13 protein-coding genes and 2 pseudogenes are annotated in these 13,370 nt (G+C 65.7%); 13 read left to right on the top strand and 2 right to left on the bottom strand.

Translation table 11 applies throughout. The features are described from left to right. Positions 1 to 304: 304 nt before the first annotated feature. The 9 genes and pseudogenes from KZX42_RS13245 to KZX42_RS13200 form a co-directional block, all read left to right on the top strand. Positions 305 to 637, top strand: coding sequence for a helix-turn-helix transcriptional regulator (locus KZX42_RS13245; RefSeq protein WP_248119948.1), 333 nt, complete (start codon positions 305 to 307; stop codon positions 635 to 637). 328 nt (positions 638 to 965) lie between these two features. After that, complete coding sequence (locus KZX42_RS13240; protein ID WP_248119946.1) at positions 966 to 1,652, top strand: recombinase family protein; 687 nt, start codon at positions 966 to 968, stop codon at positions 1,650 to 1,652. A 1,545-nt stretch (positions 1,653 to 3,197) separates the two neighbouring features. Beyond that, positions 3,198 to 4,172, top strand: a complete 975-nt coding sequence (locus KZX42_RS13230) for an alpha/beta hydrolase (protein WP_248119944.1) — start codon at positions 3,198 to 3,200, stop codon at positions 4,170 to 4,172. 11 nt (positions 4,173 to 4,183) lie between these two features. Further along, positions 4,184 to 4,564 (top strand): hypothetical protein, encoded by a 381-nt coding sequence (locus KZX42_RS13225; protein WP_248119941.1) that lies wholly within the window; start codon positions 4,184 to 4,186, stop codon positions 4,562 to 4,564. Between the two features lie 204 nt (positions 4,565 to 4,768). Continuing rightward, positions 4,769 to 5,674 (top strand): thioredoxin, encoded by a 906-nt coding sequence (gene trxA, locus KZX42_RS13220; RefSeq protein ID WP_248119939.1) that lies wholly within the window; start codon positions 4,769 to 4,771, stop codon positions 5,672 to 5,674. A gap of 16 nt (positions 5,675 to 5,690) precedes the next feature. After that, complete coding sequence (locus KZX42_RS13215; protein ID WP_248119937.1) at positions 5,691 to 6,347, top strand: LON peptidase substrate-binding domain-containing protein; 657 nt, start codon at positions 5,691 to 5,693, stop codon at positions 6,345 to 6,347. Positions 6,348 to 6,410: 63 nt separating this feature from the next. Next, positions 6,411 to 6,605: a Trm112 family protein gene (locus KZX42_RS13210; RefSeq protein WP_248119935.1), complete on the top strand. Its 195-nt coding sequence runs from the start codon at positions 6,411 to 6,413 to the stop codon at positions 6,603 to 6,605. Between the two features lie 205 nt (positions 6,606 to 6,810). Continuing rightward, entirely contained in the window at positions 6,811 to 7,764 is a 954-nt protein-coding gene (gene gshB, locus KZX42_RS13205; RefSeq protein ID WP_248119933.1) for a glutathione synthase, read from the top strand. Between the two features lie 60 nt (positions 7,765 to 7,824). Further along, positions 7,825 to 8,469: pseudogene (locus tag KZX42_RS13200) on the top strand (magnesium chelatase domain-containing protein); the annotation flags it as partial. A 121-nt stretch (positions 8,470 to 8,590) separates the two neighbouring features. Here KZX42_RS13200 and KZX42_RS13195 read toward each other — a convergent pair. Both KZX42_RS13195 and KZX42_RS13190 read right to left on the bottom strand, forming a co-directional pair. Next, the gene (locus tag KZX42_RS13195; RefSeq protein ID WP_248119931.1) at positions 8,591 to 8,827 is read right to left on the bottom strand and encodes a hypothetical protein; all 237 of its coding nucleotides are present in this window, start codon (positions 8,825 to 8,827) and stop codon (positions 8,591 to 8,593) included. Positions 8,828 to 9,277: 450 nt separating this feature from the next. Further along, on the bottom strand, positions 9,278 to 9,739 hold the full coding sequence (locus KZX42_RS13190; RefSeq protein WP_248119929.1) for a hypothetical protein: 462 nt from the start codon (positions 9,737 to 9,739) through the stop codon (positions 9,278 to 9,280). A 67-nt stretch (positions 9,740 to 9,806) separates the two neighbouring features. Between KZX42_RS13190 and KZX42_RS13185 the strand changes: the two genes are divergently transcribed. From KZX42_RS13185 to KZX42_RS13170, 4 genes and pseudogenes are all read left to right on the top strand, one after another. Then, entirely contained in the window at positions 9,807 to 10,106 is a 300-nt protein-coding gene (locus KZX42_RS13185; RefSeq protein WP_248119927.1) for a GNAT family N-acetyltransferase, read from the top strand. A 35-nt stretch (positions 10,107 to 10,141) separates the two neighbouring features. Beyond that, positions 10,142 to 10,768, top strand: coding sequence for a recombinase family protein (locus KZX42_RS13180; RefSeq protein ID WP_248119925.1), 627 nt, complete (start codon positions 10,142 to 10,144; stop codon positions 10,766 to 10,768). Between the two features lie 24 nt (positions 10,769 to 10,792). After that, positions 10,793 to 11,773 (top strand): annotated as a pseudogene (locus KZX42_RS13175) (ATP-binding protein); the annotation flags it as partial. A 61-nt stretch (positions 11,774 to 11,834) separates the two neighbouring features. Next, complete coding sequence (locus KZX42_RS13170) at positions 11,835 to 13,361, top strand: response regulator (RefSeq protein WP_248119923.1); 1,527 nt, start codon at positions 11,835 to 11,837, stop codon at positions 13,359 to 13,361. Positions 13,362 to 13,370: the final 9 nt, after the last annotated feature.

Here is a 13,370-nt window from a genome sequence, read left to right as displayed (position 1 = left end):
CGGGTCAGGATAAGACCACCGCCTCCCTGACCCAATCCCCCGCTACCCTGGCCCCGTTAGCCCCCGGAATCCTTAGCCGGGTCAGGGAGACCAGGGGGACCAGGGTAGATTCAGTAAAAAATGAAATCAGGGCAAAAAGGGCCTGAATCCGGGTGAATCTCCAGACCGGCCATTTTGACCCTGGTCCCCCTGGTCCCCTGACCCGGCGCCCCCGGCGGTGGTCGTGTACGCGCCGATGCGGGGCCGGGCCGCCTTGACGCCTGCCGACTTGACCGAACCCGCCTTCAACGGCAACGGTCGATCCATGACCACCGCCGCCGACTTTGACGTTCAGCTAGGCGCCGCCGTGCGCGCCGCTCGCGAGGGCCGGAGGATCACGCAAGCCCAGCTTGGCAAGGCCGTGGGCGTGACGTTCCAACAGATTCAAAAATACGAGAACGGCAAGAACCGCATCGCCGCCTCGACGCTGGCAAGGATCGCTGAAGCCCTGGACACCACCGCCAGCGAATTGCTGGGCGAGCCCGCCATGGATGCCGACCTGCCCGGCGCCCGCGCCCTGCTGATCGAGTGGTTGACCCTGACGCCAGCCCAGCGCGAGGCTTTCCTCACGCTGGCGCGCGGCCTCAACCGGCGCTGAATCCGATCATCGCCAAGACCTGAAACAACGTCCCCGCCGCCATCCCCAGGGCGCCAAACCGGCCCCAGCGGGCGAGACGATGGACGCGGGCCGCCGGTTCCTCCCCGCCGGGGAGCGGCGCCACGGCCATTAGCCAACACGCGGCTGCGCCGCCGTAGCAGACGACCGCTAGAGCCCAGATCATGACCACAACCCCGAATTGGCTTCTGTCTCTCCGGTAGATGTAGAACCGTGGCGGTATCGGATCAACGGTTAACCACCTTCTCCGGTTGCCACACCTCCATACGTTGGTATGGTGTTGTTGCAGACAGCGAACGGAGGTTCCGGCATGGGCGAAGTGGTCGCATATCTCAGAGTTTCGACGGCCTCCCAGGGGCGTTCCGGCCTGGGCCTGGACGCCCAGCGGGAAGCCGTCACCGCCTTCGCCGCGCGCGAGTGCCTGACAATCATAGGCGAGTTCATTGAGGTCGAGACCGGCAAAGGTGCCGACGCCCTGGACCGCCGCCCCATGTTGCGCGACGCGCTGGCGATGGCGCGGAAGGCCAAGGCTTCCGTCTGCGTCGCTAAGCTGGACCGCCTGAGCCGTGACGTGGCTTTCATCGCTGGCCTGATGGCCCAACGCGTTCCCTTCATCGTCGCCGAACTTGGTGCCGACGCCGACCCGTTCATGTTGCACGTCTACGCCGCCCTTGCTGAAAAGGAACGCCACCTGATCGGCGCCCGCACCCGCGCGGCCCTCGCCGCCAAGAGAGCGCGGGGCGAACCGCTGGGGAACCGAACCAACTTGGGCGAAGCGTCCGCCAAAGGCGCGGCGGTCCAGCGCGAGGCCGCCGACGCCTTCGCCCTGCGGCTGGCGCCGATCATCGCGGCGCTTCAAGCCCAGGGCGTCACCACCACTCGCGCCATCGCCCAGGCGCTCAACGCGCGAGGCGAGCGGACGGCGCGGGGCGGGGAATGGCAATCGGCGACGGTCGCGCGAATTCTGAACCGGCTTCCGACCGAGGCGGCGGCGTGATCCGCTTCCTTCAACTCCTTCTCGCCGTCGCGGTGCTCGCCCTACTGTTCTGACCGGCGCCCCCCAGGGCGGGGGGCGAAAATTTATCCGATCGGAGGGACCCTTGACGGGGGTGCCCTTCGCAATTTTCGACCCGGCGCCAAGCGGGTCCGGATCGAATTACTGTTACATTGTATCATTACGTTGGAGCGCTGGGCGGGGAGGACTCGCACATCCTGCCGCGCTCTGACCTAGGCGCCCTCGGACTGTGGCCTAAGGCCTTCAATGGATTCGAGTCATGTAATAACCGAAGAACACCGTCAACTTCCACCCATTGGCGAACACGGCCACGACCGCGCTGGAGCAAGGCGCGTTTCGCCGTCTGCTGGCCCTGCTGGGGCGCGAGCCGCTGGTGGCGGACTTTAGCGCATTGAACTGTTCATGACTCCTGTGACGGACCCCGCTGCCACGCCCGCCGAATGTCGGCTTCGGGACTGCATGCCTACTGCCTCGTTCGACCCGTTGCGGACTTTCAGAGCCAGCCCTATCGTCGAAGGATGCGGCCACCGGAAACGTTAGAGACCGAGCGATTGCGACTTCGCCCCGTGCGGCGATCGGATGCCGGGGATATTTTCGGCTACGCCAGCGCCGTCCCATCGACGCGCTTCATGCCTTTCCCACGCCACTGCAATGTCGCCGCCAGCCTTGCCTTCGCGGAGCGGTGCGAAAGCCAGTGGGCTTCGGGGGCGTCCTTCCCTTGGGCGGTCATTGAGAAAGCCTCTGGTCGGTTCCTTGGGGTGATCGAACTGAGGCTATCGCCTCCTAAGGCCGATTTCGGCTACATCTTCGGTGAAGCCTCTTGGGGACGCGGCTTCGCGACCGAAGCCGCGTGCACAGTGGTCGCATGGGCGATAGCCCAGCCTCCGATCTTTCGCGTATGGGCCACATGCCATCCTGACAACGCCGCGTCAGCGGCGGTCCTGCGAAAGGCCGGCCTCAGCCACGAGGCGACCTTGGAGAACTGGGAAGCACGGCCTCAACTAGGCGAACTCGCCGGACCAAGCCACTTCTACGCGCGAACCAGGTCCCCCAACGGCTAAGTCAGCAATCCACCCCGTGTCGGAACTCCCAATGGTCGCTCATCGGCATGTTGGTCCGTGTTTTAGCCGCAGAACATCGTCAACTTCCACCCTTTGACCAATACGGCGACCACCGCCTTGGATCAGACGGCGTTCCGGCGAGTGCTGGCGCTGCTGGAGAGGGAGCCGGTGGTGGTGGACTTTGGGGCGTTTAATTTTTCATGATTCCTATGACGAAATCGGCTGCCCCGTCCGCCCATTTTCGGCTTCGGAACTTCATCTGCAACTTTAGCTACTCTGTTCTCTACGTAACGGTCCGGCCTGCTTCGAGCGGATACGGATTATAGGTTATCGTCACGCCGAAGGACCGTCTTGAACGGCGTTGACTAGCCGACGCGCTTCCCTCCCTACTGCACCTTCGCAGGTTGAGGTGAGGTCCATGTTTTCGAGACTGCAGGCCCGGACTTGGGCGCCAGCTACGCTAAGCTTGATCGTTCTGGTCATGACCGTCGGAATGGCGGAGCCTCAGCAGAGTTCGGAGAGACCTGCTGTTCGTAATGAGACCGACACCGACGACGCTATGGTCTCCCTGCCTGATGGTCGCAGACTTCACCTGAAATGCACCGGGGCAGGCGAACCTACAGTCATCTTGGATGCGGGACTTGGCTTGGATTCTTCCATTTGGGCGCGGGTTCAGCCAAGTCTCGCTAAGATAACCCGGGCCAGCGCCTATGACCGCGCCGGCTATGGCCGAAGCGATCCCGGCCCGCTGCCACGCGACTTCGCCCGGCGCACCAGCGACTTACTCGAACTGCTAGACGCCACTATGGAGACAGGGCCGTTCGTCTTGGTGGCGCATTCGGCCGCCGAAGTTTCTGCGCGCCTCGCCATAGCGCAACGATCGGAAATCTTCGCTGGGTTGGTCCTCGTTGATCCGGGCGCCAATTTGGAGACTTTAACAGGCATCGGACCAGTATGGGCCAGCGCGCATCAGGCGGGGCAGGCTGCGGCGCTGAAATGCATCCGCGCCACAGCGGCCGGTGAAATGAGGCCCGGAAGCGCCATCTACATCGAGTGCGGCTCTCCGCCGACAGATGGGCCGTTGGGGAGCCGGCAAATGGCGGCAGCAGTTCTTTCGGAAAACGAGCCTGATCCGACTGGCGTAAGCAAAGTGGAGACTGCGGCAGGCTCGTTAGGCGATATGCCGCTGATCGTCCTGACGGCGGGGAATAAGTTCGGAGTAAATGAGGGTGCGGCGCCGGCTGAGATCATTGGTTTGCGTCGCGCATGGTCAGAGGCCGGCGCGCGAATAGCGGCCTCATCGACCCGGGGCGAACAGCGGATGGTTCAGAACGCCTCCCACGTGATCCAGTATGAAGAACCGGAAGCTGTAATCGATGCCGTCAGAGACATTCTGAAGATGAGACGCCCTGAGAGCGCCAGCGCGGCCCCAAACTCTTGAAATGGACCGGCGTGATCGTGCTGGCGAGTTTGGCGGCCTGCTCATCTCAGGGAGCCGCGCCATTGGGTCCGAACATCTGCTGGCGAATGCTGAAAGGCGCTGACGAGAAGCCACGATTCGACATTGTTGGACGCGATGTTCCAAATCTCGAGAGCTGCGCTGTTCGGCTTGAAGGCGCCAGGTTGATGGAAGGAGGGCCGATATCTGGCGCCTACAATGGGCACTTCATCTTCGCCACGGCGGAACAAATTACCGCGGCCAGGAGAATGGACGGCGTGCGAGTTCGCGTTTTTGAGGCTGAGGACCGGCGAGAGATCCAAGCGGGTCTTCGGATGCTTATCGAGCGCCAAGCAGCGGTGATCTCGCCCGAGTCGCCCTCCTCAACCGAATAAAGTCTTCCATCGTTTGAAGTCAGTCATTGTCGTCTCGAAATAGGGTCGGATCATCACTCCTTGCAGAACTCTGGATAGTCGCCTCACCGGAATGGTTGTTTGGGCGTCTGAAATCCCGGCGCGACCAAATCGCCGCTTGATGCCGACGCATCCCGACGCCATCTGAACCGTTGATACTGACCGATCTTTGCGCGGACCTCGCCCATGACCCTGCTCGACCCGACCCTGACCCCTGACGCCGCCGGCGACCTGATCAAGGAAGGCGCCGACGCCTCCTTCATGACCGACGTCATCGAGGCGTCCAAGCATCAGCCGGTCATCGTCGATTTCTGGGCGACCTGGTGCGGGCCGTGCCGGACGCTGGGTCCAGCCCTGGAAAAGGCCGTGCGCGCCGCCAAGGGGGCGGTGAAGATGGTCAAGATCGATGTCGACGCCAACCCGGCCTATGCGGGTCAACTGCGGGTGCAATCGATCCCCACCGTCTATGCCTTCGTCAACGGCCAGCCGGTCGACGGCTTCCAGGGCGCCATCCCCGACAGCCAGATCAAGGCCTTCATCGACAAGCTGACCGGCGGTCAGGGCGGCTCGACCGAGACGGCGCAGTTGCTGGAGCTGGGCGAAGAATCCCTGGGCCTGAACGATCTGGGCGGCGCCGCACAGGCCTTCGCCCATGTGCTGCAGATCGAGCCCGAGAACGAAAAAGCCATCGCCGGCATGGCGCGTGTCTATCTGGCCGACGGCGACCGCGAACAGGCGCTCCAGACCATCGCCATGGCCCCGCAGGAGTCCAAGGAGCCCACGGTCCAGAGCGTGCGCGCGCAGCTGGCCCTGGCGGCGAGAGCCCCGTCCGGCGCCGCCGCCGAACTGGAGGCCCGGGTCGCCGCTGACCCGAACGACCATCAGGCCCGCTTCGATCTGGCCGAGGCCCAGAGCGCGGCGGGCGACTTCAAGGGCGCGGTCGACAATCTGCTTCACATCGTCAAGGCCGACCGCGAGTGGAACGACCAGGCGGCGCGCAAGCAGTTGCTGGTCATCTTCGAGGCGGCCGGCCTGACCTCCGACGTCGCCAAGGACGGGCGACGCCGACTGTCGTCCATCCTGTTTTCGTAAGCGCATCGAGGGCTTCATGCCGCAGGGCTATGTCAGGGCGCTCGATCTGCCGCAGGTGATCCCGGTCTTTCCGCTGGGGGGGACCATCCTGCTGCCGCGCGGCCAGTTGCCGCTGAACATCTTCGAGCCGCGCTATCTGAACATGGTGGACGACGCCATGGCGGGGGATCGGATGATCGGCCTGATCCAGCCCAACGGCGGCACGGCGGTCCATCCGACCTTGTCGTCTGTCGGCTGCGCCGGACGGATCACCAGCTTCGCCGAGACGTCCGACGGCCGGTATCTGATCACCCTGACGGGGGTTTCGCGGTTCCGTATCGCCGCCGAACTGCCGTCCAAGGCCCCCTATCGCCAGGTGCGCGCGGCGTTCGACGCCTATGAGGCCGATCTGACGGCGCCGGCCGACGAGCCGGATTTCGACCGCCACGCCTTCCTGGACGCCCTGCGCGCCTACATGGCCCACCGCCTGCTCGATATCGACTGGGAGACGGCCGAGACCGCGCCGATGGAGGCCCTGGTCAACAGTCTGTCGATGGCCCTGCCGTTCGAACCCGCCGAAAAACAGGCGTTGCTGGAGGCCATGGGCCTGATGCCCCGCGCCGAGGCCCTGACCGCGCTTCTCCGCATCGACGCCGCCGATGGCGGTGACGACGCCGCGCCGTCCATTCAGTAGCGCGATGCGACAAGGCCCCCTACAACGGCCTAAAGTAGCGCTAAGCGCGTTAGGTCCAGAAAAATGAGTGACGCCTTCAACACCCCCGTGTCCGTCGACCCCCGCCTGCTCGAGGTGCTGGTCTGCCCCGTCACGCGCGGCAAGCTGACCTATGACCGCAGCGCCAATGAGCTGATTTCGGCGGGCGCCAAACTGGCCTATCCGATCCGCGAAGGCGTGCCGATCATGCTGGCCGAAGAAGCGCGTCAGATCGACTGATTTCACACTCCGCTCATCCCCGAGAAAGCGGGGACCCAGCACTTTGGGCGATAAAGCGTTTTCGATGGACGCGCTTGGCCAATCCAACGCACTGCCGAGCGAAAGAACTGGGTCCCCGCTTTCTCGGGGATGAGCGGAGGGGTTTGAAGCAGAGCTTCGCCACTCCATTTCCCTAGCGCCTGCCCACGTAGAGAAAGCCTCGCCGATGCTCAGAATCGCCATCCAGATGGACCCGATCGAGGCCGTCGACATCACCTCGGACACCAGCTTCCTGATGGCCGAGACCGCCCAGGCGCGCGGTCACAAACAGTGGGTCTATGACTTCCGCACCCTGGCGCTGGAGGAGGGCCGTCTCTACTGCCGCGCCCGCCCGATCACCGTGCGGCGCGAAGCCGGGAACCACGTCGATTTCGGCGACTGGGAAAAGCTGGACCTGGCCGAAGACGTTGACGTCATCCTGATGCGTCAGGACCCGCCGTTCGACATGGCCTATGTCACCGCCACCTATCTGCTCGAGACGGTCCATCCCAGGACGCTGGTGGTCAACGACCCGGCCGAGGTCCGTTCGGCGCCTGAGAAGCTGATGGTCACCGCCTTCCCCGGCCTGCAGCCGCCGACGCTGATCTCCGCCGATCCCGTCGCCTTGACGGCCTTCCACAAGAAGCATGGCGAGGTGGTGCTGAAGCCTCTGCACGGCAATGGCGGCTCGGGCGTGGTCAAGCTGCGCGCCGACGATCCGAACCTGGACGCCCTGATCGAGATCCACGCGGCGGGCAGCCGCGACCCGCTGGTGATCCAGAAATTCATCCCCGCCGTGTCCAAGGGCGACAAGCGCATCATCCTGATCGACGGCGAACCGGTCGGCGCCATCAACCGCGTTCCGGCGGCGGGCGCCGTGCGCTCCAACCTGCACGTCGGGGGCACGGCCATGCCGGTCGAACTGACGCCGCGCGATCTGGAAATCTGCGCCGCCATCGGCCCGACGCTGAGGGCGCGCGGCCTGATCTTCGTCGGCATCGATGTGATCGGCGACTATCTGACCGAAATCAATGTCACCTCGCCCACTGGCGCCCAGCAGCTGAAAGCCTTCACCGGCATAGACGCCACCGCCCTGATGTGGGACGTCATCGAGAAGAAGCGGGCCGCACAGGTTGCGTGAGCGCCACTTGAATTAGATTTCAGTTCATGGTTCGTTCTTCCTTTAAGCGGGGGAGCGAACATGGTCGCGCGGGTCGTTACAGTCGCCTTCGATGGGGTGGAGGCCCGGCGCGTGGACGTCGAGGTCCAGCTGATCGGCAACGACGGACCGACCATTTTCAATATCGTGGGCCTGCCTGACAAGGCGGTGGCCGAAAGCAAGGAGCGGGTGCGCGGGGCCTTCGCCGGCATCGGTCTGGCCCTGCCCGCCAAGCGGATCATCGCCAATCTGGCGCCCGCCGACCTGCCCAAGGAAGGCAGCCATTTCGACCTGCCCATCGCCCTGGCCCTGATGGCGGCCATGGGGGTGATCGCGCCCGATGCCCTGGACGGCTGGGCGGCGATCGGCGAGCTGGGGCTGGACGGCCAGATCGCGCGCGTCGGCGGGGCCCTGCCCGCCGCCGTGGCCGCCGACGCCATGGGGCTGGGCCTGATCTGTCCCGAGGCGACGGGGCCGGAAGCCGCCTGGGCCGGCGGAGCGCGCATCTTGGCGCCGCGCTCTCTGATCGGGCTGGTCAACCATTTCAAGGGAACCCAAGTGCTGCGTGCGCCCGAACCCGGCCCTCTGGCGGCCGGCCGGGCCGTTGCCGACCTGCGCGAGGTCAAGGGCCAGGAAAGCGCCAAGCGCGCGCTGGAGATCGCGGCGGCGGGCGGGCACAACCTGCTCGAACCATGGTCGATTGTCATGGTCGGAGCATGGTCTCCCAGACGATCCAGCCAACGATTCCAGCGACCGTCTATGGATGGTGTCGTTCATGGCGTCGCCTGATGTCAGAGGGGCGACGCCTTTAGCTGGGCGAGCGGATGTCGTCCAAGGGCATGACGAACATCTGGCTGTAGCCTCGGTGGCCATCGCTGGTCGTGAAGACGACGAACTCCTCGCCCGCCTGTTCTGCCGCCTCGCGCACGATGTCGCTGAACTCGTCGATGTGGTCAGGCTTGCCGATCAGCGTGAAGCCGTCCCGCTCGACCTTTACGTCGTAGGCGGGGGCGCCGCGCTTCAGCTTGTCGAGCAGCCGTCCCATCGACCGTTAGAAAAACATTGGTCACCATGACGGTCAAGCCGAGCGTGCCTGTGGTTTTCAGAGGTATCTTTCAGCACGCCTGAAACGGGTTCTGGGAGGCTCGGATTTGCTGGGTTCTGAAGGGCCGGATTCAGAAGGTTTTTGTCACGCCCCTCCAACCCGTTCGCGGCGTGCTTGATCGGCCTTCGGCCTCGTCACCAGAATTGTTCGGCGCCGACGAGATGGAGGTCTTCTACATCGGCGGATCAATGAAACGGCCCGACGTCAGTCGGGGCGTTCATGGTCTGGCCGAACGACGTCGTGGCCGGAGCAAGGCGACGGACGCGGCTCGTCCGACCGGGCTATGGTTGTCCTATCGCCGGGACGGCCAACCGCTCACGCGGTCGTCCGCTCCTGACGATGATATCCCGCAGATCGCCTCGGCCTTCGGCCTCCTCGATCCACGGCCGATCATTCATCAGTCGTTGGCGGATTGATCTGGTCCGATTCCTTCACCTCGGCTCCTCGACAAGAACCCGGACCCGGCAACCCATTCGCACCTTTCTCTATAAGCACGCTGCGAATGGGTTGCCCCTGAACCCTTCCTTCACTCCGTCCGGGGAAGAAGGTTGGGACGGGTAACCTTGAGCGTGGGGGAATACGGGCGTGGCGAAGATGAAGGTGACCGTGCTCACCGGGCCGCAGGGCAGCGGCAAGAGCACGGTGATGCGGCAGGAGGCCATCGCCCAGCCCGGCCTCTACCTGTTCGCCGCCCCGACCCACGAACTGATCGACGAGCAGACTGCCGCCTTCAAGGCGGAAAAGCGCGGCCTGAAGCTGTGGCCCGTCCATTCGAAAACAGGCGGCAAGGGCAAGGTCGAGGAGCGGCTTGAACACGCGCGCTCGGAAATCGTGCGCGAAGGCCACCGTCACGCCGTGATCCTGACGACGCACGACGCGATGATGGGCAGCGACGCGCCTCGGCGGCCGACCGACCTTCGTGGCGGAAGTCGCCGGAGAAATCGCGGGCTTCAGCGATCTGGAGCCAGATGGCCACATCGACATGATGTTCGTCCATGCAGACCACCAAGGCCGAGGCGTCGCGCGTGCCCTGCTGGATCACATCCACGACCATGCGAACCGACACGGCATCGACCGGCTGTTCACCGAGGCCAGCATCACCGCCCGCCCGTTCTTCGAACGCAACGGCTTCGAGGTGATCGAGGCGCAGGACGTCGAACTCCGGGGCGAAACCTTCCGCAACTACCGCATGGCCAAGGCCCTCTCCGCGCCGATCTGATTGACGCCCCGCCGATCCGTGAGACCTTCTGGTGGATGAAGCGATGCGGTCTCTACGTTCGTTGCTCGACCGACCAGCAGACGGTCGAGAACCAAATTCGCATCCTCACCGATGTCGCCGAGAAAGCCGGATGGACCATCGTCAGGGTGTTCGAGGATGCCGGGATCAGCGGCGCCAAGGGGCGGGATCAACGGCCGGGCTACGACGCCCTCCTGAAGGCCGTCCATCGCCGAGAGGTGGACATCGTGGCCGCATACGCCGTTGACCGTCTGGGACGCTCTCTGACCGATCTGGTGGCCTTCCTCGGCGACATCCAAGCTCGGGGCTGCGACCTCTATCTGCACCAGCAGTCCGTCGATACGAGCACGCCTTCCGGCAGGATGCTCTTCCAGATGTTGGCCGTGTTCTCGGAATTTGAGCGTGAATTAATCAGGGGCAGGGTTCGGGCGGGCTTGGCGCGCGCTCGTGCGAAAGGCGTCCAGTTCGGTCGGCCCACCCTGTCGCCCGACCGTGTGGAGAGGGTCGAGAAGGCCCTGAAGGACGGTCAGAGCATCCGGGCGGTAGCCCGAGCGACCGGCACCTCCACGGCCTCTGTCCAGCGCATCAAACGCTCGATGCTCACGGTCGAGGAAGACCGTCTGGAGAGCGTGGCGCACGTCTGACCCGACGTAGCAATCGACTACGGCTTGTTGTTCGTCGGCCCGCCGGGATCGGGCAAGTCGATGATGGCGCAACGCTTGCCAGGCCTTCTACCGCCGCTGACCTCGCAGGAGTTGCTGGAGACTTCAATGATCTGGTCGGTCGCCGGTCTGATCGAGCGCGGCGCCCTGACACGCGACCGGCCGTTCCGCAGTCCGCACCACTCCGCCTCCATGGCCGCCCTGACCGGCGGGGGCCTGCGCGCAAAGCCGGGCGAGGCGTCGTTGGCCCACAACGGCGTCCTGTTCCTTGATGAGCTGCCTGAGTATTCCGCCCAGGCCCTGGATTCGCTGCGACAGCCGCTGGAGACGGGCGAGATCGTGGTGGCCCGCGCCAACGCCCATATCCGATATCCGGCGCGGTTCCAGCTGGTGGCGGCCATGAACCCGTGCCGCTGCGGCATGGGCGGGGCCGGGCGCGGCGCCTGCGGCAAGGCCCCGCGCTGCCAGCGCGATTACCAGAACCGGATTTCCGGCCCGATGTTCGACCGGATCGACCTGACGGTGGAGACGCCGCCCGTCACCGCCGCCGACATGGCCCTGCCTCCGCCTGCCGAAGGCACGGCCGAGGCCAAGGCCCGCGTCGCCGCCGCCCGCGCCATGCAGGAGGACCGGGTTCGCACCGCTGGACTTGATCCCTCGCAAGGATTGAACGCCCGCGCCTCCGGCGATGCGCTGGATCGATTCGCCACGCCGGACGAAGCCGGCCGACTGCTGCTGATGCGTGCAGGCGAAGCGGGCGGGCTGACGGCGCGCGGGTGGACCCGCACCCTGCGTCTGGCGCGCACCATCGCCGATCTGGATGGGGCGAACGGGGTGCTGCGTCGCCATATCGCGGAGGCGCTGATCTATCGCCGCAACACTGTCGGCGCCGAGGCCGATTTCGACCGCCGCCTCGCCCATCGCGGTGATGCGCCGTTCGGCCTGCGCGAGAGCGACGTCCAACAGGCGGCCTTCACCCACGACTGAACCAGAGGCGGGACGGATCCTTAACCCCAGGCGCTTACCGTCGTCGGTCATGGAGACGGCGATGGCGCGACGCGGGACGACCGAGAAGACCAAGGAGGCGACGGCGCCGAACGCGCCGGCGCAGCAGTTCCTGCGGTTGATGAGCCATGAGATGCGCACGCCGCTGAACGGCGTGCTGGGCATGATCGGCCTGTTGGAACGCACGACCCTGGACGGCGCCCAGCGCGCCTATGCCGAAAACGCTCGCCAGTCGGCCGAACATCTCTTGGGCCTGGTCAACGACCTTCTGGATTACGCCCGGCTGGAGGCCGGGGCGCTGGAGTTCGATCCGGCCCCCGTCGATCTGGAGGGCCTGGTCCGGGGCGTCGCCGAACTGCTCAGCCCGCGCGCCCATGACAAGGGGTTGGAGATCGTCTGGTCCGTCACCGCCGACGCGCCCGACATCCGCGCCGACGAGGGGCGGCTGCGCCAAGTGCTGTTCAACCTGGCGGGCAATGCGGTGAAGTTCACCGAGGCCGGCGGCGTCCGCATCACGGTCGAACGGGTCGGCGGCGACGATGCTCGGCCGCGGCTGGCCTTTCTGGTGGACGACACCGGCCCAGGCGTGCCGTCGACCGCCCGCGCCCGCATCTTCGAGGAGTTCGGTCACGCCGACGCCTCCGACGCCGTGCGCCACGACGGCGCCGGCCTGGGGCTGGCCGTCGTGCGCAAACTGGCCCTGGCCATGGGCGGAACGGTCGCCGTCGAAGATCGCCCGGACTCCGCGACCGGCGGAGCCCGTTTCCGTTTCGAAGCCGTCTTCGACGCCGTGAAGACCGCGCGCAAACAGCATCTGCAGGCGCGCGCGGTCGCCGTCCGCTCTCGCGATCCCTTCGTGCTTTCTGCGGCGCGCGCCCAGATCGAGGCGTCCGGCGGGTCGGTCCGCGACGATGCGTCTGTGATCCTGCTCGACCATGTTCCGGCGAAACCCGGCGAGACCATGCCTCTGCCGCAAGGCGGCAGGGTCATCGTCATGCTGAAACCCGGTGAACGCGACCTGATCGCCGCCTATCGGGCGGCCGGGGCCCACGCCTATCTGATCAAGCCGCTGCGCCGAACCTCTCTCGTCGAGCAGGTGCGGGCCGCCGCCGGCGATGCGCCCAATGACACCGGCGCATCGAAACCTGACGAGGACGACCGCGTCGCCCCGGCCCGATTCGCCGGGGTGCGCGTGCTGCTGGCCGAGGACAATCCGGTCGGCGCACTCCTGGCCCGCACCCTTTTGCGCCGCGAAGGCTGCGTGGTGGAGACCGCCGCGACGGGCGAGGAGGCCGTGGCCGCCGTGCACCGCGCCCGCTACGACCTGGTGTTCATGGACATGCGGATGCCGGGAATGGACGGCCCCGCGGCCGCTCGGGCCATTCGCGCGACCGGAGACCGGACGCCCATCCTGGCCCTCACCGCCAACGCCTTCGCCGAGGACCGCCGCCTGTGTCTGGAAGCCGGCATGGACGACCATATCGTCAAGCCGCTGGACGCCGAGGCCCTGCGCGCAGCCCTCGCCCGCTGGACGAAACGCGACATCCGCGCCAAGGTCGGCCGAGTTTAAGGCGTCCGC

This window comes from Brevundimonas sp. EYE_349, from assembly GCF_023147505.1.
Taxonomy (GTDB): Bacteria; Pseudomonadota; Alphaproteobacteria; order Caulobacterales; family Caulobacteraceae; genus Brevundimonas.
The sequence above is the reverse complement of the archived record's forward strand: the minus strand, read 5'-3'. Positions and strand labels throughout refer to the sequence as shown.